This is a genomic window from Shewanella sp. 553 (assembly GCF_059338375.1).
The window spans coordinates 1,072,466-1,090,793 of the sequence record NZ_CM181701.1 but is presented as its reverse complement, the minus strand read 5'-3'; the positions used below and the strand labels follow the sequence as shown (position 1 = coordinate 1,090,793).

Annotated in this window: 15 protein-coding genes; 6 read left to right on the top strand and 9 right to left on the bottom strand. The window is 47.1% G+C overall.

Going from position 1 to position 18,328, the window contains the following annotated elements; translation table 11 throughout:
- Positions 1-63: 63 nt before the first annotated feature.
- The 3 genes from recN to pyrI all read left to right on the top strand — a co-directional run bounded on the left by recN (position 64) and on the right by pyrI (position 3,670).
- Positions 64-1,725: a DNA repair protein RecN gene (gene recN / locus AC5YBZ_RS04880; protein WP_494519780.1), complete on the top strand. Its 1,662-nt coding sequence runs from the start codon at positions 64-66 to the stop codon at positions 1,723-1,725.
- Positions 1,726-2,262: 537 nt separating this feature from the next.
- Complete coding sequence (pyrB, locus tag AC5YBZ_RS04875; RefSeq protein WP_494519781.1) at positions 2,263-3,192, top strand: aspartate carbamoyltransferase; 930 nt, start codon at positions 2,263-2,265, stop codon at positions 3,190-3,192.
- A 16-nt stretch (positions 3,193-3,208) separates the two neighbouring features.
- The gene (gene pyrI, locus AC5YBZ_RS04870) at positions 3,209-3,670 is read left to right on the top strand and encodes an aspartate carbamoyltransferase regulatory subunit (protein WP_475516164.1); all 462 of its coding nucleotides are present in this window, start codon (positions 3,209-3,211) and stop codon (positions 3,668-3,670) included.
- Between the two features lie 104 nt (positions 3,671-3,774).
- Here the strand turns inward: pyrI and AC5YBZ_RS04865 are convergent, their stop codons facing one another.
- Positions 3,775-5,010, bottom strand: coding sequence for an MFS transporter (locus AC5YBZ_RS04865; RefSeq protein WP_494519782.1), 1,236 nt, complete (start codon positions 5,008-5,010; stop codon positions 3,775-3,777).
- On the bottom strand, positions 5,010-5,495 hold the full coding sequence (locus tag AC5YBZ_RS04860; protein ID WP_494519783.1) for a nucleoside deaminase: 486 nt from the start codon (positions 5,493-5,495) through the stop codon (positions 5,010-5,012). Before AC5YBZ_RS04860 ends, AC5YBZ_RS04865 begins: the two co-directional genes overlap by 1 nt.
- Before the next feature lie 217 nt (positions 5,496-5,712).
- On the opposite strand from AC5YBZ_RS04860, the gene AC5YBZ_RS04855 reads away from it, so the two are divergent.
- From AC5YBZ_RS04855 to AC5YBZ_RS04845, 3 genes are all read left to right on the top strand, one after another.
- On the top strand, positions 5,713-6,639 hold the full coding sequence (locus tag AC5YBZ_RS04855) for a LysR family transcriptional regulator (protein ID WP_494543483.1): 927 nt from the start codon (positions 5,713-5,715) through the stop codon (positions 6,637-6,639).
- A gap of 140 nt (positions 6,640-6,779) precedes the next feature.
- Positions 6,780-7,637 carry a LysR family transcriptional regulator gene (locus tag AC5YBZ_RS04850; RefSeq protein WP_494519785.1) on the top strand — a complete coding sequence of 286 codons (858 nt, stop codon included), beginning with the start codon at positions 6,780-6,782 and terminating at the stop codon, positions 7,635-7,637.
- A 9-nt stretch (positions 7,638-7,646) separates the two neighbouring features.
- Complete coding sequence (locus AC5YBZ_RS04845; RefSeq protein ID WP_494519786.1) at positions 7,647-8,615, top strand: oxamate carbamoyltransferase subunit AllH family protein; 969 nt, start codon at positions 7,647-7,649, stop codon at positions 8,613-8,615.
- A 196-nt stretch (positions 8,616-8,811) separates the two neighbouring features.
- Here the strand turns inward: AC5YBZ_RS04845 and AC5YBZ_RS04840 are convergent, their stop codons facing one another.
- The 7 genes from AC5YBZ_RS04840 to thiL form a co-directional block, all read right to left on the bottom strand.
- On the bottom strand, positions 8,812-9,747 hold the full coding sequence (locus AC5YBZ_RS04840) for a carbamate kinase (protein WP_494519787.1): 936 nt from the start codon (positions 9,745-9,747) through the stop codon (positions 8,812-8,814).
- Positions 9,748-9,923: 176 nt separating this feature from the next.
- The gene (locus AC5YBZ_RS04835) at positions 9,924-11,345 is read right to left on the bottom strand and encodes a YlbE family protein (protein ID WP_494519788.1); all 1,422 of its coding nucleotides are present in this window, start codon (positions 11,343-11,345) and stop codon (positions 9,924-9,926) included.
- A gap of 2 nt (positions 11,346-11,347) precedes the next feature.
- Positions 11,348-12,901, bottom strand: coding sequence for an acyl-CoA synthetase FdrA (fdrA, locus tag AC5YBZ_RS04830; RefSeq protein WP_494519789.1), 1,554 nt, complete (start codon positions 12,899-12,901; stop codon positions 11,348-11,350).
- 199 nt (positions 12,902-13,100) lie between these two features.
- The gene (locus AC5YBZ_RS04825) at positions 13,101-14,363 is read right to left on the bottom strand and encodes an ankyrin repeat domain-containing protein (RefSeq protein WP_494519790.1); all 1,263 of its coding nucleotides are present in this window, start codon (positions 14,361-14,363) and stop codon (positions 13,101-13,103) included.
- A 9-nt stretch (positions 14,364-14,372) separates the two neighbouring features.
- Positions 14,373-15,947, bottom strand: a complete 1,575-nt coding sequence (locus AC5YBZ_RS04820) for a hypothetical protein (protein WP_494519791.1) — start codon at positions 15,945-15,947, stop codon at positions 14,373-14,375.
- Between the two features lie 736 nt (positions 15,948-16,683).
- Positions 16,684-17,178, bottom strand: a complete 495-nt coding sequence (locus AC5YBZ_RS04815; protein ID WP_494543482.1) for a phosphatidylglycerophosphatase A family protein — start codon at positions 17,176-17,178, stop codon at positions 16,684-16,686.
- Positions 17,175-18,137, bottom strand: a complete 963-nt coding sequence (gene thiL / locus AC5YBZ_RS04810) for a thiamine-phosphate kinase (RefSeq protein WP_494543481.1) — start codon at positions 18,135-18,137, stop codon at positions 17,175-17,177. The genes AC5YBZ_RS04815 and thiL overlap by 4 nt, the downstream gene beginning before the upstream one ends.
- Between the last annotated feature and the right edge of the window lie 191 nt (positions 18,138-18,328).

Genomic DNA, 18,328 nt, shown 5'->3' with positions numbered 1-18,328 from the left:
TTACTGTATAAAAAATCAGTATATACTGTGCATTAATACAGTACTTTGTAAAAGGATGTCATTATGCTTTGCCAGCTCAGCATCAATAACTTTGCCATTGTTCGTTTTTTAGAGCTCGACTTCAAAGCCGGTATGACCAGTATCACAGGTGAAACCGGTGCCGGAAAATCTATCGCTATCGACGCCCTAGGCCTGTGTCTGGGTAATCGCGCCGAAGCCAGTACCGTTAGACCCGGCGCAGATAAAGCCGAGGTCAGCGCCCGCTTTTCTCTGCTCGATATTCCCTTGGCAAAGCGCTGGCTCGAAGATAACGACCTTGATCTTGATGATGAATGCATACTCAGGCGCACCATCAACAGTGACGGCCGCTCACGCGCCTACATTAATGGCAATCCAGTACCGCTTAGTCAACTTCGCGCACTTGGACAATTACTGATCGGCATCCACGGACAACACGCCCATCACGCCATGTTAAAGAGCGAGCATCAACTGACACTGCTCGACAGCTATGCTAACCACCGCATGCTGCTCGACAGCGTCAGTGCGAGCTATCAACGCTACAAACTGATTGAAAAAGAGCTTAAACAGCTACAACAGTCGCAACATGAGCGCATCGCCCGTAAGCAACTGCTGCAATACCAAGTTGAGGAGCTTAATGACTTTGATTTAGGCGAGCACGAATTTGACGAGATAGAAGCCGAGCATAAAAAACTCGCTAACGGCACCGCCTTAGTGCAAGCCTGCCAACACACCCTCTTCCTATTGCAAGACAACGAGCAAGGTGCGGTAGAATCGGTGCTCAACTTAGCCATAGATCAAGCTCAAGAGCTTGAGGGCTATGACACCGCCCTTAACAGCATTGGCAATATGCTCAATGACGCCTTAATCCAAGTGCAAGAGAGCAGCAGCGAGCTGCAACGCTACCTCGATGGATTAGAGCTCGACCCAGATCACTTTGCTTACCTTGAACAGCGCCTCTCTAAAATCATGCAGTTGGCGCGCAAGCATCACGTAAGTGCCAAAGATCTTTATCAGCACCATCAAGCCTTAAATCAAGAGCTAAGCAGCTTAGACTCAGACGAAGAGAAGCTTGACGAAATCGCTGAGCAGCTGCAAAGCTGCAAGCTAGGCTTCATTGCTCATGCTAAAAAGCTCAGCCAAAGCCGGAGCCGTTATGCCAAAGAACTTGACAAGCAGGTGACCCAATCGATTCATGAACTCAGCATGCCTAAGGGTAAATTTGTTATCGATATCCGCTTTAACGAAGCGATCATGTCGCCCAACGGTTGTGACACCATCGAGTTTCAAGTCACCACTAACCCAGGGCAGCCACTGCAACCTATCTCGAAAGTCGCATCAGGCGGGGAACTGTCACGTATCGGCCTTGGCATTCAGGTGATCACGGCGAAAAAGGTCGCCACACCAACGCTTATTTTCGATGAGGTGGATGTGGGCATCTCGGGGCCAACTGCTGCTGTGGTGGGAAAAATGCTACGCTCACTGGGTGAATCGACTCAAGTGCTATGTGTAACCCACCTGCCCCAAGTCGCCGGAAATGGTCATCAACACATGTTTGTGAATAAGCAAAGTAAAGCCGGACAAACCGAGACCTCTATGGTACCGCTGGATAAAACCCAACGCATCGAGGAGCTCGCCCGCTTACTTGGCGGCGATACCATTACCAGTAACACCCTAGCCAACGCCAAAGAACTACTCAGAGGTTAAAGACTGGCAACACCTAAAGCGAAGGAAATACCTTCGCTTTTTGATATCGGTGTTTCACTATTTAAACTCACTCATCCCATTGTACTTAATGAGCGAATTGCGCTCTCCATAACTCCTAGCAAGAAAAAACAAAACCATATAAGTCACGACTCGGCCGAAGTCTTAAGCAGCATTTAATTGATTCACTGCGACACCAAGCTTTCAAAATAACGAGTTCATACAAACTCTTGCGATCGCAAAAAATGGGCGTATAATCCCTCGGAATTTTTCAAAACAGAGAGCAACAATGAACCAGACAGTTAAGCACAACTTGACTCATTATCGTCGAGAAGCGGCGTTGGTTTTATGTTTCTGTTTTTCGATTTCAAAAAAAAGCCTCCTTGCTTAAGGGGGCTTTTTTTTGTCTGCTTTTTGCGTAGAGCCGGCAAGTTTAAACGACTATCTGCCCGAGGCTATTCGATGCTCATCTCGAATGTCAGTGGCAGAAAAAGTTTAAAACCATTTGTATCCGTTATCTATTTATAGGGAAGAGAAGCCATGGCGAACTCGTTGTTTCAAAAACATATCATCTCCATTCCGGAATTAAACCGAAATGAACTTGAACTCATCGTTGAAACTGCTGGAAGATTAAAAGCAGAGCCAAATCCAGAACTATTAAAAAATAAAGTCGTGGCGTGCTGTTTTTTTGAACCCTCAACACGTACTCGCCTCTCTTTTGAAACCGCAGTACAACGCCTAGGCGGCACTGTGATTGGCTTTGATAACGGTGGCAACACCTCGCTGGCCAAAAAAGGCGAGACACTAGCAGACTCAGTGCAGGTGATCTCATCTTATGTCGATGCATTTGTAATGCGTCACCCACAAGAGGGCGCAGCCCGTCTGGCCTCAGAGTTCTCTAACGGCGTACCGATTGTGAACGGTGGTGACGGTGCCAACCAACACCCAACACAAACTTTATTGGATCTCTTCTCTATTTTTGAAACTCAAGGGCGATTAGATAACTTAAATATCGCCTTCGTTGGCGATCTAAAATATGGTCGCACCGTCCACTCCCTGACCCAAGCACTGTCTAAGTTTAATAACATTAACTTCTTCTTTGTGGCTCCCGAAATTTTAGCCATGCCAGATTACATTTGTGAAGAGTTAGACCAAGCAGGGATCAGTTACAGCCTGCATGCCACTATGGAAGAGGTGATCCCTGAGCTTGATGTACTGTACATGACCCGAGTTCAAAAAGAGCGTTTCGATGAATCAGAGTACGCGCACATGAAAGCCGCTTATATTCTAAATTCAGCCATGCTAGCGGACGCACGCGACAACCTAAAGGTATTGCATCCATTGCCACGTGTTGACGAAATCACTGTCGATGTCGATAAAACCAAGCACGCTTATTACTTCCAGCAAGCGCAAAACGGGGTTTACGCCCGTGAAGCACTGCTGGCATTAGTACTGAACGAACAACTTTAAGCAGGAGATAATCACCATGACCAAGGAAACGCAACAAGTTGAAGCCATAAAGAATGGCTCTGTTATCGACCATATTCCTGCCAATGTGGGGATTAAAGTGCTTAAGCTGTTTCAGATGCATAAAACCAATCAACGTGTCACGATTGGTCTTAATCTGCCTTCCTCTGCTTTGGGCGCTAAAGATCTGATTAAAATTGAAAATGTTTTTATCAGCCCAGATCAGGCGAATCAATTAGCCCTGTATGCCCCTAACGCTACGGTTAATCAGATTGAAAATTATGAAGTGGTAAAAAAACTGACCCTGTCGTTACCAGAGCGGATCAACGCCATTTTTAAGTGCCCAAATACCAACTGTATCACCCATAATGAGCCGGTAGACAGCAGCTTTAGTGTCAGCGCTAAAAAGCAAGATGTACAACTCAAATGTAAATACTGCGAGAAGGTGTTCTCACGTGAAATAGTGACCGAGCGTCACTAAGCCGCCACTTTTTCAGCCACTCACAACTAACAAGCCTGTTCAACATTGAGCAGGCTTTCCCCTTGTACTGGTAATCAGTCATGTGCGCACTAATAAAACTCTTCTCAATCAATAGCGCACATCACCTGGGCATAACGTTTCGGATTAAAGTTGATGCAAATGACCATGGTAATTAACACCATCACCAGATGCATCATCCAGCCATAGCCAAAATCACCACTCCACTGCAATAACTGCGCAAACATCAGCGGAAAGGCGGCGGCAATCAAAAAGCCGCCACCTTGCATTAATGCGGCAAGCGCCCCAGCACTGTTAACCGCCGGTAGATGATCAAGCGCTGTGACTATGGTTAATGAAAAGGCCCCGCCCAGTCCCGCGCCGCACAAGATTGACCATAACTGCGGCGCGCTATCGGCATGAAAAGCAAACCCCCAAAAACCAATGGCCTGCATCACTAACACCCACAGCAACCAAGGGCGCCTGTCGGTGTAACTTCTGGCCAAGGCTGGTAAGCCAATGGCGAACAAGGCTTGAGTCACCGCCATCACCACAATTAAATGGCTGCTACTGGCATTATCCCAGCCACGCTGCTGATAAAAGGCCGCCAGCCAAGTGACTAATGAAGCATACCCGCCGTTGACTATGCCAAAGGCGGCCATTAGAGTCCACGTTCGCGGGCGAGCCAGTAACCCCTTTAGCGGTCGAGATGATAAGCTTAGCTGCGATAGTTCAGGTAAAGCGTTGCATTGGGTAGGAGGCATCTGCCGACGCTGGCTAAGCACCCTCCAAGCCACGACCAAGGCCGCAAAACAGGGCAATGCCAACAAGGCCAATGCATGTTGCCAACCATAGCCCCATTGCAACAACATCGGCATTAGCTGTGCGCCCAACGCGCCGCCAATCATCAATGACGCCGAATAAAGCCCGGTGACCACCGCCGAGTGCTGGGCAAAAAACTGTTTAATCATGCCCGGTAAAATAGATTGTATAAATGCCACGCCCACACCACACAGCAGCGCGGTGATAATAAGCGTGCTGCCATCGCTGACGAAATAGCGCAGCGCTGAGCCTAGCGTCATCAATGCCAATGCCAGTAACAAGCCGACATGGCTGCCAATAAGTGCAGGCCGAGCCGCCACCACAAAGGCCCCAATCCCCATCAACATCATAGGCAGCAAGGTTAGCATCGACGCTTGGGGATAACTGAGGCCGGTGTCATTAACGATACTGCCCAGCAGCGGCCCAGGTGCCACTAAAAATGGCCGCAGATTGAGACCGATTAAGACAATTAATAACAGCAAGGATAATGACTGAGCGCGCACGCTTAATTGACGGCCCATTAGTCAACCTGCTGTTTAGACGCGTTATGCTCTGCCCACTTAGCATAGAGCGCGCCGTCATTGGCATCACTTGGCGAGCACTGCTCGACCGACAACCAGCTTTGCAGCTCAAGCGGCGGCGCAAGCTCCATGGCGATATGCGCCGTCGATAACCCATAAGGCTGTGCTTGTTGATTCGAATAAGCAAACACCAAATGGTTAATTCCTGCCATGCGCATAGCAGCCAAGCACATAGGGCAAGGCTGGCCACTGGCATACACGCTGCAGCCTTCAAGGCTGGTGGCATTTAAAGCTTTACCTGCGGCCCTTAGGGCCAGCAACTCGGCGTGAGCGGTTGGGTCGCACTCTTGAAGAATACGATTGACCCCAGTGGCTACCACCTCACCTTGTTTCACTACGATGGCAGCAAAAGGACGGCCACCGGCGGCCACATTTTGCTCAGCAAGGGCTAACGCTTGCTTAATAAAGGGATCTGATGTGCGCATTTTTTCACCTTTAGCAGCTGCAATTGCTGCAATTGCTGCATGACTTGCTTTAACTTGACACTATAAAGGTGAGCATGACGGGTAAAAAATGATTTTTTTAAATAGAAACCATTCATAACGTAAATACTATTTCCCTTACTAAGTTAAAGGTCTTACTATTTATCGGCTGAATGTCAGCCCCCTCGAAAGACAGGATTAATGCTATGGATGATGTGTCATGATGTTTGAACCTCGTCTACTGCGCGCTTTTGTGGTGCTTGCCGATACTGGCAGCTTTACCTTAGCGGCAGCACATTTACACCTAACACAATCGACAATAAGCCAACAGATAAACCGCCTCGAAGCCGCCGTCGGCAAGGCATTATTTGATCGGACTCAACGCCCTATTCAGTTAACCAACTCAGGTGAGAAACTCCTCGGCTATGCGCGCAAAATTTTAGCGCTGCAATGCGAAGCCCAAGCATTGGTGGCTAACTCAGCTGGCAGCGCGCTGATTAAAATTGGCATCCCTGATGATATCGCCACCGAGCAGATGATCGGTGTGTTTGCCAATTTTGCTAAACAGCATCAGGAAATTAGGCTCGATGTCACCACAGGTCTCAGCCTCGAATTAACCCACAGATACCGCAACGGTGACTTTGATATCTTAGTAGTCAAAGAAACCCACGCCGCCGATGATCACAGATTGACCATCAGCGAGCCCATGGTCTGGTATCAATCACTCGATACCCAGCCGCACTGGAGTGAGCCGTTACCCTTAATCGCATTTCCTCCCGGCGGGCTCTACCGCGACACCATGTTTGAACGCATCACCCATGAGGGCAAACTCTGGTATGTGGCGTTTTCCAGCAGCAGCTTAAATAACCTGCTTAGCGCCGTCGAAGCGGGCTTAGGTTATAGTCTGCTTCCCGTAAGAGCCACCGCTGGGCGGCGAGTCACCCCTTGCCCGCATTTAGGTAACGAGCAGCCCATGACGCTGTCGCTATACACAAATGATGGTAATGCCATTATTAGCGAACTGGCCGACAACATAGGCCACATACTGGTTAACCGAGAAGCCGTCTTTGAACAACTCGTGACGCAGCAAAAGCAGCACCTTACCCGTAAGTCGCACGCAAATACTAAGGGAGCGGTTAACCCTTAAGTAAACACTAAAGCTCAATATTAAACGCACACATGACAAGGCTTTGCCTGGTTTGTACAAGCAACAGCCAGTACCCATTCAAAATGGCGCAGCTCATTTTACGAAAAAGATAATAACAAGCTAAACGTAGGTGACCCATCATGAAATTTATTCCACCGCAGTTATTTTTAACCTATATCGCCGTATGTGAAACGGGCAGTTTTACCCGCGCAGCAGAAAGAATTCATAACTCTCAGTCGACCATTAGCCAACAGATAAACCGTCTCGAGTCTATGCTCGGCAGCACGCTACTAATGCGCACGCCGCAAAAGGTGACATTAACGGAGCAAGGGGAGTTTGTTCTGCGGTATGCCCATAAAATTATCGACTTGAACACCTCTATGGTCGATAACTTTCATGAGAAATCAGAGCAAAACATCATCAAGATAGGCGTGCCTGACGACCTGTCGGTTGACGTGACTAAGGCCATTGTTCAGTTTCAGCATAACTACAATATCTTGTTTGAATTTACCTCAGGCCTGAGCAACAGCCTGTATCAAGCCTATCAAGCGGGCCAATACGATCTCATTTTGGTCAAGCAGCCCATACTCGGTAATGCCTACGCCTATCGCAGAGAGCCGCTATTATGGCTCGACAGCGCGGCGCATCCCACCTTTAATAGCAAGATGATCCCGCTAGTGCTATTCCCCACGGGAGCCTTGTATCGCGAGCATATACTCAACTCTATGGATCAATTAGGTTACTGCAGCAAAATTAACTACTGCAGCAGTAACTTATCGGCCATTATTACCGCTTCATCTATCGGTTTTGGGATCACCCTGTTGCCCGAAACCTGCAAAACCGCCGAACATAGCGTCATCGATGAGCTGCAAACCTATGCCCCACCCAACGACTTTTATTTAGCCTTATATGTTAATAATACGCATGACATGATTGTGACTAAGATAGCCGATGAGATAATCAATACCTTTAACTTAAAGCACCATAAAACCTATTAATTGAGCTAGATGATGACCCAGATAACCCTTGCTCAACCGATTTATGAGCTGTTAATACACCACGGTTCAATAACCACAAGGGTGCATTCGGTGTTTAACGCCGCCTGCAATCTGCAAAGCCCTTATGGTTTGATATCCCTGCTGACGCAACCCAAAAAGATGAACCCCTGTGCCATCTTATTGCCGCAAGCAATCAATTTTAAATCGCTCAGTGTCGATACTAAGGTGGAGCTAAGCTGCAGCCATAACACCTGCATAGACCCTGCTTTATCAGCGTTGAGGGGCAATATCGATGATCTGTTCTTACATATCAACTTAGGCACAGGCACAAACATTGTCAGTGAACAGATTGAACGCTTTATTCCCAGCTTGCCCGCGACGTTACCCAGAACGCTTGGCCTTCAATCAAACATTCAATCCCATATTGCTGATTTTTTACAGCGCAATCAAAAGCCGTTGGGGATCTATCCCCTACTTTGTCAGCAGCCTCAGCTCAATATCGTCACTCATCTAGTGTATCAACCTAAGATGATGGCTGAGTATATAACCCCGCATCTGCAAGGGTTTATCGCCAATCTAAGTCAGCACAACCCAACGATTGCGCTTAAATCCATTATCGGCTTTGGTGCCGGACTTACCCCTTCGATGGACGATCTACTGGTGGGTTTACTCTCCTGGCTCGACTTTAGCCAACACCCTTACTTTTATCCGCTGGCCCACGCGGTACAAGCTAATGCGGCGCAAACCACGGATGTCAGTCAGGCCATGTTAATGCACGCCACGCTCAAGCAATATAACCAAGAGATCGTCGAGCTGTATGCCTGTTTAAATCAGTCTCATAAGTCAGATGATATGCTCGATAACGCGTTCAACGAGGTTCTCAATGAGGTTATCGCCTATGGCCACTCTTCGGGCCACGATACCCTGTGTGGTATCTACTTGGGCTTAACTCTCTTTGGTGATGTGCCAATAGACTGATTGCACAAGGCTGCTTGCTAAGATGAAGGACTGATGTGCAGTGCTAAAGTGGCCTACTCATAGCATGTAAGGCAAAGCTAATGGGTGACAACTATCCTGACTCCGGCAGGTAAACTTAAAGCACAGCTTTTAAACTGAAAATAAAAAAGCCTCATTATTGAGGCTTTTAAGGTTTAGATGAAAAGAGTGCAGAGGATCAATAATACTCGACCGTTTCACCCAAGGTGATGCGCGTACCTGAGCGCCCAGCAATAACTGCGGGTAACTCATCTAAGGCGCCAATGGCGGCGTCGCCCAATCCCTTCGAGACAAATTTACACACGGCGTCAATTTTAGGTCCCATAGAGCCAGCCGGGAAATGGTATTTATCGAGCTCTTCAGGGGTGATATTTTTAATCGCCTGCTGATTGGCTTTGCCATAATTCAGGTAAACCGCGCCATCGGTTAAAATAATAAACAGATCCGCCTGAATCTGCTCGGCAAGTAACTCGGCCGTTAAGTCTTTATCGATAACACATTCAACGCCAACCAGATTACCATTGTCAGCCTTAAATACTGGAATACCGCCCCCACCACAGGCGATCACTGTGTTACCATTTTCAAGCAGGCTACTGATCTGCTTAGATTCGACAATATCTTGCGGCATAGGCGATGACACGACGCGGCGATAGTAATCACCATCTTTCTTATAAATCGCCGACGGATTGCCAATATTAACTCGCTCGATCTCATCTTCGTTATAGACAGGCCCAACAAATTTAGTCGGATCATTAAAGGCTGGATCGTCAATATCGACGCAAGTTTGGGTCAAAATAGTAGTGATATCTAATTTGTTGTCGCTGTTAAACAACTCCTGCTGCAACATGTAGCCGACCATGCCGCAGGTTTCTGCGCCCAATACATCCATTGGGTAAGCGGTGACCGCACTATTAATTTTTTGATATTCACAATTTTGCTCGATCAGCAGCCCCACTTGTGGACCATTACCATGAACAATCACCACATCATGCTCTCTAGCAATAGCCGCAATCGATGCCGCTGCCTTTTTAATATTATGACGAAGATTGGTCGCGGTGAGCGGTTGACCACGCTCTAGCAGCGCATTACCGCCAAGGGCTAATACAATTCTCATGGGGAACCTCAATATTTATTTCATATACAATGACGAATAAATAATCACATCATTGCGACATGGGTAAGAAGGAAAAAATTAAAAACAGTAACAATAAAAAGGTCGACCCATTTATTTATCTTTAAAACGCATTTAAATAGAGTCGACCTTTATGTTCACACCATCATTAATCGTAATTATGAAATATTATTAGCAAAGGTGATAATCGCTTTTTCAAAGCATTCAACAGGCGGGTTAGTAATACCACAACCTATCATACCAATGCCGGGCTCTTTATGAGCAATCGCAGTATTAATAATAGGTAAAATACCCGTTTCCATCACTTTACGAATATCGATACCCGATGAGATACCTTTAAAGTTTAATAATGGAATGGTGACATTCGGATTTTTAGCGGTAGTGATCTCATCCATCTGGATAGAATAATCGATCGCCTCATTTACCGTGCCGCCTACCAGCGCCACAATCGCAGGGGCGGTCGCCATGGCAAACCCACCAATACCATAGGTTTCGGTGATCGCACTGTCACCTATATCTAAGCCCGAGTCTTCAGGCTTAAAGCCCGCAAACAATGGACCGATAACCTTTTGAGCAGGCCCAGTAAACCAGGTAAAGCCACCCATACCGCTGACACGAATACCAAACTCGACGCCGTTACGTGCCATGGTCGTAACCAAGGTACTATTTTCGACCCCATGACCAGCATCGAGGGCACACTTACACATCGCCATCCATGTTGGGCCAGAGAAGTAATCGCTTGATGCAATAAAATCAAACACTTCACGCTTTTCTTTGATGGTGAAATCGGTTTCTAAAATCAACGGTGTCAATGCCTGTGATAACAAGGCAGTACCAGCGTTATTACGGTTATGACATTCATCCCCCATATGCAGGGCTTGGGCGAGCATTAAGCGCAAGTCGATAGGCTCCGCTTTGTCCATGGCCGCTTTTAACATTGGGCCTAATACGTCGCGCATCCAGATTAAGCGCTCGACCACGCTTTCATCGTTAGCGCCCATACGTAAAATTTTCGCCATCTGCTCACTGAGGTTGGTATAGGCGATATTGCCGTAGGTCATGTTTTTGACCACGTGCATATACATAGACGCCGACGTCACACCGGCCATAGAGCCGACGCAATCGTGCTCGTGACATGGCGAGAAGGTGATCTCACCCGATGCTGCTAATTTAAACGCTTCATCAAGGTTAGCCGCCAAGCCTTCAAACACCAGTGCGCCAGTCACTGCGCCGCGCATTGGGCCATTCATATCATCCCAACATACTGGTGGGCCGGCATGTAAAATGGTGGTTTTGGTCATGCCTGGAACCACATCAATCGCTCTTTCATAACCCATTAACACAGGGTGTGATTTAATAATACGATTAACCGCCTCTTCGTTGGCCGCCTCAATTTTTTCTGCTATCTCTGGCTGCGCCAATTTATCGAGCGCCGCAATCACCTTGGTATTACCACCAGCAATGGGTTGCCAATTGACCTGAGTTACTGGCGCTTGCTGCTTGCTGATATCGTCTTTAAAGAACTCAAGGCCCACATTAATCACGTTTAAGTTTGAAAATAGTTCTGTCATCTTACTCATGGTTATTCTCCCTTGCTCACAAACCCGCTTGCCAATAGCCCGGTGTTTTGACTGCTACTTGAAATGGTGACCCCCGCCGAGGCGAGTTTATCGACTTGCTCACTCAGTTTTGGCGTGTCTAAATCGGTACCTAGCACGTAACCTAAGATCTCTAAGTGCTGACCACGCGCCGCCGCTTTTTGCTTGGCTTCAATAATGGCTGGTAAAGTGACGCCAACAGGATCTTGATGTGAGCCATAGCCGATCACGAAATCGAGAATGATCACCCCTACTTCTGGGTCATCTGCTTCTTTAAGCAGACGTTCGATACGCGATGATGGATCGATCATCGGATGTGGACGCCCATTGGTAAAATCATCGTCACCAAAGTCGATAAAGGTGTGCTGCTGGCTAACATTAATGTCCGCCAAGCGCTGCTCTGGTTTCTTGGCGATATTGCTATACGCCTGACGGTGAGTCTCACGTACCAGCATCATGGTTTCTTCACATAAGGTGCCACCGCAGAATAAGCCACGAATGTACTTTTGCTCAGGTGCTAACTTGGCTTTAATCTCTTCAATTAGCGGTAAGTTTAAGGCACGCTTATTGATGCTGCTCTCATCGACTCCGGCTAACACAACTGCTTGTAACGCGGCTTCTTTAGTGGTTTTAGCAAAGTGAGCACCTGCCGCAACCACTGGCCCTTCTTCTCCACCTAATAGGCAAACTACCACAGGTTTACTGAAGCTCTGCACCAGTTCAAGCACCTTAGCCTCAACGCTTTTCGCCGCAGGTTTAGAAACAATTAAGATCACCTCGGTAGCAGGGTCGGCTTCTAGTGCACGCAATCCATCGAGCATCATGATGCCACCCACTTCGGCGCTTAAGTCACGCCCGCCGGTGCCTAACAGCTGTGAAATGCCGCCGCCAAAGTCATGAATGCGCGCCGCCACTTCTTGGCTACCTGTGCCAGATGCGCCAACGATACCAATATTGCCAGGGCGAACCTTGTTGGCGAAACACAGGCCAACATGATTGATAATGGCGGTGCCGCAATCTGGGCCCATCATTAATAAGCCTTTTTCGTGTGCAAGGGTCTTAAGCTCGACCTCATCGGCCACTGACACGTTGTCGCTAAACATCAATACGTGTAAGTCGTTATTCAGCGCCGCAAGCGCTTCGCGCTTAGCAAACTCACCGGGAACAGAGATCACCGCTAGGTTGGCATCAGGGGCGTGCTTTAACGCACTTTTTAAAGTGACATGTTTTTTCTCACTGGCACCTAAACCCGTCGCCGCTTTGTCATCGCCTTTTAGGAGTACTTCGACTTCGGCAAGCGCCGCTTCGCACACTTCGTCGGTGGCAGCTTTCACCACGATAAATAGATCACCGCTGTTGGCAGATTGAACTTCGGGTAATAATAGACCGACGTTGGCTAATACCCCTTTATTCATATCGGTTGCCATGGCAACAAATGCCTGTTCAACATCGTTAATTTCATTAACTTTGGTCGTTAATGCCATTAATGAAACCGAATCGAAATAGGTATTCTTTTTTACAATTAATTTTACGACCATATTAGCCTCTACTATATTTCAACAAAAAAGGTGTAATAGCCTATGTAATAGTTGATTTGACATCACAACCACTATTACACCTATGGTGAATGTATCTTTATTTAAAAGAGTTAGTAACTACAAAACTTTATCTAATGGTTGAATTAAACTCAGCCGCTCGCTTAATTAAACATTCCTAAAAAGGACATCTAGTTAAGTATTATTTATTGAGCAAATCATGTTTAATCTCAATTAGTTCATTGCTGTCATCACAAACTTCAATCGCTTGATTAATTACCGTAACGGCTTGTTCAATCTGCCCCATTATTTCTAATGATTTAGCTTTATGCTGATAATAAAGCCCATTACGATTATCGTGTTTAATGGCATTATCTATGGCAACAATGGCCTCATTATGTAGACCCAATGAACGCAGGCTATTAGCCTGATGGAATGAATAATCATAACGATGGGGCTGTTGCGACAGTAATTGAGTCATCGCAGCGACCGCTTCTTTATGCATGCCTAGTTCACGTAAATAGTTCGACTTGTGGTACAGCACAAACGGTGACGCTGGTTGTGCTGCAATGCCGTTATCAAATTCAGCCAGTGCAAGCTGAGGTTGTTTCGCCAGTCGATAGCTATTAGCGATATACAGATAGAACTGCGCTTTATTGTCACTCAGTGCCAAGCCTTGACGGTAGGCGATTATCGCCTCCTCAAAGCGCGCTAATTCAGTGAGCACATAACCACAGTAGTAGAAATAATCTGCTGGGTTGGCAAAGTCATGGCGATTACCAGTTAATATAGCCAGCGCCGTTTGGTACTCAAACTGACGAATATGCTGTTTAACCAAACGCAGTGACGCACTATAAGCTTGCTTAACCTGCTCGTTTTGAGTCATCAAAGCGACCACATTGCTCTGGCCCTGGGCTTTAGCGTGATCAAGCGCGCTCAATCCATCGCGGTCTTGAAGGTGAATGTCGGCGCCAGCGTCGAGTAACACCTCAATCACATCGGCATATAAATACCCACCGTCACCTAAAATTACCGCTTCTAACAAGGCCGACCAGCCTAGCTTATTAGCGTGATTGACCGGGATCCCCGCATCCAAACTCACCTGTACCGTACGTAGAAAACCTTTTTCGCTCGAGGGCAACAGTGGTGTGCCGCCAAAACGGTTAACACTAGTGACATCGGCGCCATGGGCTAAGGTCAGCGATAAGAGTGCGTGAAAACCATTAGCACCAGCACACAAATAGGGCGTCAGCTGATTCACATCGCGAGCATTCACATCGGCGCCATGCTCAATAAGCACTTTAGCTAGCGCCAAGTTGTTTTGCTGTACCGCAATCATCAAGGCAGTGCAGCCGTTTTCATCTCGGGTATCCACATCAACCTGCTGGGTTAAATACGCTACCACATCATCGATTCGATTATGGCTTACTAGCTGATGCAGCGACATAGGGGCATTTGTACTCATGTTCACTCCTTAAGCGGCTTCAGTTGCTTCAGTTACTGGGGTCGCAGGCACAGGCTTGCTTAAAGGTTCTTTAGCACTCTCTTTAAGGTTGTAAAAATGTTTAACCCCAAACAGACCGGCCATCATTAAGTAGGAGTAGACATACATCATCGACTCAGGCTGAGCAAAGCCAACCCCATTGGCATGGATAAATCCAACCAACGCTAGACCTGCGGCAACTAAGGCGGCAACTACGGCGCGCAGCGGAGTATTATTGATAGCAAAGACCACCATACAACCCCATAGTAAGCTCGCAAGTGGTGCACCATTACCTAAGCCAACCATGCCTTGGTAATAGATACCTTTTGCCGCTAATGCCTCAATACCTACGTCATAAGCATTGGTACCGGCTGTCGCCAAGGTGTTTTTGAACAGGGTTAATGCCCAGTAGCCAATCCAAGGGAACAAACAAACAAAGATGGCAGGCACTTCCAATTTAGGCGTTTCACGCACTACTTGGTTAGCTGTGACAATACCGATGTAGACTAAGATTGGCGCAATGGCGGCTCCTGGAATCAAGCTCAGTAGCAGCGCACCTAAACCAAACAGACACACTAAGAACATGATCACGCCATTAAATAGGGTGTAACCTATGCTCGCGCCCATCTCTTTATACGCCGCATGGCCCACATACACAGTCACAGGGAAAGGGTTACCCATGAAGGCACCGAGCATAGATGCACAGCCGTTAACCATCATAATTTTGCGTGTCGGGTAAGAGTCACCAGCAGCATCGGCACTTTCGATATTCTCAAGGTCGAATACATAGTTAGCTAAACCCAGCGGTACAGCTGATGCCAAGTAAGGTAAGGCATGAGGTACGCCTTCCATAAAGCTGTCAATGTGCAGCTGTGGAGGGTTAAAGCCCGCATCCGATAGCGAAGCAATAATTGCATCGGGTGACTGCAAACCAAACATCCAAGCCAGCACAGTACCGACAATGATCAGTAATAGCCCAGTTGGGATCTTAGGAAACAGCGGCTTTTTACCAAACCAGTTGATAAAAATAAGCCCCAGCACGACGAACGACACTACAGGCGTTGAAAACGCTTGCAGCATAGGGTTGAGCGCCAACAGTGTGAGGCCTAATCCCGCCAAACAAGACAGCAGTACGGTGCGAGGCACGATACGACGGATAGTGTCACCAAAGAATGAGCCGACGAGTAAGATCATCGCCTCGACAAAACACCAAACTAATGCGATTTGAATAGCAAATGCCGCATCTTTGGTTGTGTGATAAACCGGCATAATCACCAGAAAAGTCACGGTGAAAATAGACGGTGCACTCGGACCAGATGGCAGTGCGGTCACATCATCACGACCGGTTTCTTTTTTTAACTTATACGCAAACCAAGCATAAAATATACTGGCACACATCACTGCCAGACCAAACGCCGGGGCGACCTGCCCCATAACAAATTCTTTAGGTAAACCGACGACAAAAAGCAACAAGCCCATCATAGTCAGTAAATTGGTTAAATTATTGGTAAATAAGCCAAAGAAGGCGGCCCAATCACCTTTGCGCCATACATCACTTATGTCCATATCGCTGTCCTATTGTGATTTAATTATTTAACTTGAGTTAATAACGAACACCCCAAAGTTAACAAAATTATGACGACACAATAAATTAGGAAACTAAATGGCCTAGATTAGCTTTAGCGATACCCACATAAAAACCAACAAACCGAGATCATTTATTTAACAAAATAAGATCAACTAGATAACGCAAGATAAGGTTAGGGTTAAATAATGTGACCCGCTTCACCCTTAAACTGGCGCCTCCCCCTTGCTGGTAATAAAACAAAGCATGACCTATATCACATTGCTATTTTTTGATTGTTGCGCAGCATAACCTTGATACCCATTCAAATAACAAGCTTATGTAAATACAACGATGATATTGATACGAGCAACCACAACCGAAAATCTATAGCGGAGACTTTTATAAGAGAACCACTAGCTGAGCACACCACCCTAGGCAACAAGATAACTAGCTGTAATTAAAGGCAATAACCTGATACTGGTAAGATCGATGGTAGATGGTAGATGGTAGATGGTAGATGGTAGATGGTAGATGGTAGATGGTAGATGGTAGTGACGATAAGTTTGATCTGGATAAAAAATGTTTATTCACTTTTTACTGCAATCTACATTGATTGCAATCTAGTACTACAGGCTGATATTGCTCACTCGAATGTTCACCGTTTAAATAGTATTTAGCCTATTTTGCCTTTGGCGAGCAAAATAGACTAAATAGTAAAGTCAGCTCACCGCTGCGCTAGCCGACGAAGTACACCACCCCTTGCAAACCCAAAAACGCAAAGGCGCCCGCTAAGACATCATCAATCATGATGCCAAAACCGCCATGCACCTTGGCATCCAGCCATTTGATCGGCCATGGCTTAAGGATGTCGAAAAAGCGAAACAGCACAAATCCCAGCAGCAACCATTCCCAGCCTGCGGGCGCAGCAGCCAGGGTGATTAACATACCGACAATTTCATCCCACACGATGGCGCCGTGATCATGCACCCGCATATCTTTAGAGGCTTTATCACAAATATAAAACCCCACCAGCATCAATAGCAGCGTCACACCAAGATACCAAGGTAACGAGAGGTAGCTCATCAGCAAGTAGAGCGGAATGGCCACCAAACTACCATAGGTTCCCGGCGCTTTTGCTAGCAGACCCGAGCCAAAGCCCAACGCCAAAAAGTGGATAGGATTAGTCAGAGAGAGTCTGCGCAGCAGTGGATCGGTCGAGCGTAACTTCATGATGTAAAATGCTCAAAACTAAAATTGGTTGGCTTAAATGTGGCGCCCTCTTTCATCAAACGCAGTTTGTTGCCTGTGGCGATCTGGCCGATTTTAGCAAAAGAGACCCCGGCATGAGCCAGTGACGTTTCTAGGGGGCCGCGCTGTGATTCTGGCACGGTAAAGAGTAATTCATAATCTTCCCCGCCCGTCAGGGCATAGCTAAGCGCTTGCTCATACTCAACTGACTCCCTCATGGCTGCCGACAGCGGTAGCTGATCGACATCGACGATCGCCCCCACGTTAGAGTGTTTGAGGATGTGGCCGATATCGGACACCAAACCATCGGATAGATCGATGGCGCTCGAGGCGAGATTCCGCAGCGATTGCCCCGCCAAAACTCTTGGTGTTGGGTAATAATGACGTTGAATTAAATACTGCGCGGCATCGCCACTCAGCGTTTGCTCGCCCCGTAAAATGGCTAAGCCTAACGCAGAGTCTCCTAAGGTGCCGGTCACATAGATCCAATCGCCATTTTTAGCACCGCTGCGGGTTAACGCTTTGCCTTTAGGGACTTGGCCATTAATGGTGATGGTGATGGATTTCGGGCCACGCGTGGTGTCGCCCCCCACTAACGCCACGCCATAATACTGGGCAGCATCACTTAAGCCTTCACTAAACGCATCGAGCCAAGCTTCATCTATGCTGGGTAAAGTAATAGCCAAGGTCATCCATGCTGGCTCGGCGCCCATGGCGGCTAAGTCAGATAGATTAACGGCAACCGATTTATACCCTAGGGCCTTGGCAGGCATGTCAGCTAAGAAATGGACATTTTCAACGAGAGTATCGCATGAGATAGCGATAGATTTATGTTCGGCTGGATTAACTAAGGCACAGTCATCGCCGACACTTAATACTACGTCGCGGCGAGCTTGACCGCGCTCAGCAAAAAAACGCTCAATTACGTTAAACTCTTTCACAGTTTGACAACCATTATAAAGTTAATGTGTTGGCCCACATCCATCAGGGCAACACCTAAGACATTGATTTTTTTAATACTTAGTAGTTGTTCGGGCTCAATACGTTAGTGCATGGCTATGGTATGAGGCTTAAAGGCTAAGCCAAACACTCATCACAGCGCTATTGCAGTTTTACAATCGCTATGGCATCG

What these genes read in the sequence shown, in the direction of transcription:
- recN (WP_494519780.1), top strand. Translation starts at nt 64, where the DNA reads ATGCTTTGCCAGCTCAGCATCAATAACTTTGCCATTGTTCGTTTTTTA.
- pyrB (WP_494519781.1), top strand. Translation starts at nt 2,263, where the DNA reads ATGGCGAACTCGTTGTTTCAAAAACATATCATCTCCATTCCGGAATTA.
- pyrI (WP_475516164.1), top strand. Translation starts at nt 3,209, where the DNA reads ATGACCAAGGAAACGCAACAAGTTGAAGCCATAAAGAATGGCTCTGTT.
- AC5YBZ_RS04865 (WP_494519782.1), bottom strand. Translation starts at nt 5,010, where the DNA reads ATGGGCCGTCAATTAAGCGTGCGCGCTCAGTCATTATCCTTGCTGTTA.
- AC5YBZ_RS04860 (WP_494519783.1), bottom strand. Translation starts at nt 5,495, where the DNA reads ATGCGCACATCAGATCCCTTTATTAAGCAAGCGTTAGCCCTTGCTGAG.
- AC5YBZ_RS04855 (WP_494543483.1), top strand. Translation starts at nt 5,713, where the DNA reads ATGATGTTTGAACCTCGTCTACTGCGCGCTTTTGTGGTGCTTGCCGAT.
- AC5YBZ_RS04850 (WP_494519785.1), top strand. Translation starts at nt 6,780, where the DNA reads ATGAAATTTATTCCACCGCAGTTATTTTTAACCTATATCGCCGTATGT.
- AC5YBZ_RS04845 (WP_494519786.1), top strand. Translation starts at nt 7,647, where the DNA reads ATGATGACCCAGATAACCCTTGCTCAACCGATTTATGAGCTGTTAATA.
- AC5YBZ_RS04840 (WP_494519787.1), bottom strand. Translation starts at nt 9,747, where the DNA reads ATGAGAATTGTATTAGCCCTTGGCGGTAATGCGCTGCTAGAGCGTGGT.
- AC5YBZ_RS04835 (WP_494519788.1), bottom strand. Translation starts at nt 11,345, where the DNA reads ATGAGTAAGATGACAGAACTATTTTCAAACTTAAACGTGATTAATGTG.
- fdrA (WP_494519789.1), bottom strand. Translation starts at nt 12,901, where the DNA reads ATGGTCGTAAAATTAATTGTAAAAAAGAATACCTATTTCGATTCGGTT.
- AC5YBZ_RS04825 (WP_494519790.1), bottom strand. Translation starts at nt 14,363, where the DNA reads ATGAGTACAAATGCCCCTATGTCGCTGCATCAGCTAGTAAGCCATAAT.
- AC5YBZ_RS04820 (WP_494519791.1), bottom strand. Translation starts at nt 15,947, where the DNA reads ATGGACATAAGTGATGTATGGCGCAAAGGTGATTGGGCCGCCTTCTTT.
- AC5YBZ_RS04815 (WP_494543482.1), bottom strand. Translation starts at nt 17,178, where the DNA reads ATGAAGTTACGCTCGACCGATCCACTGCTGCGCAGACTCTCTCTGACT.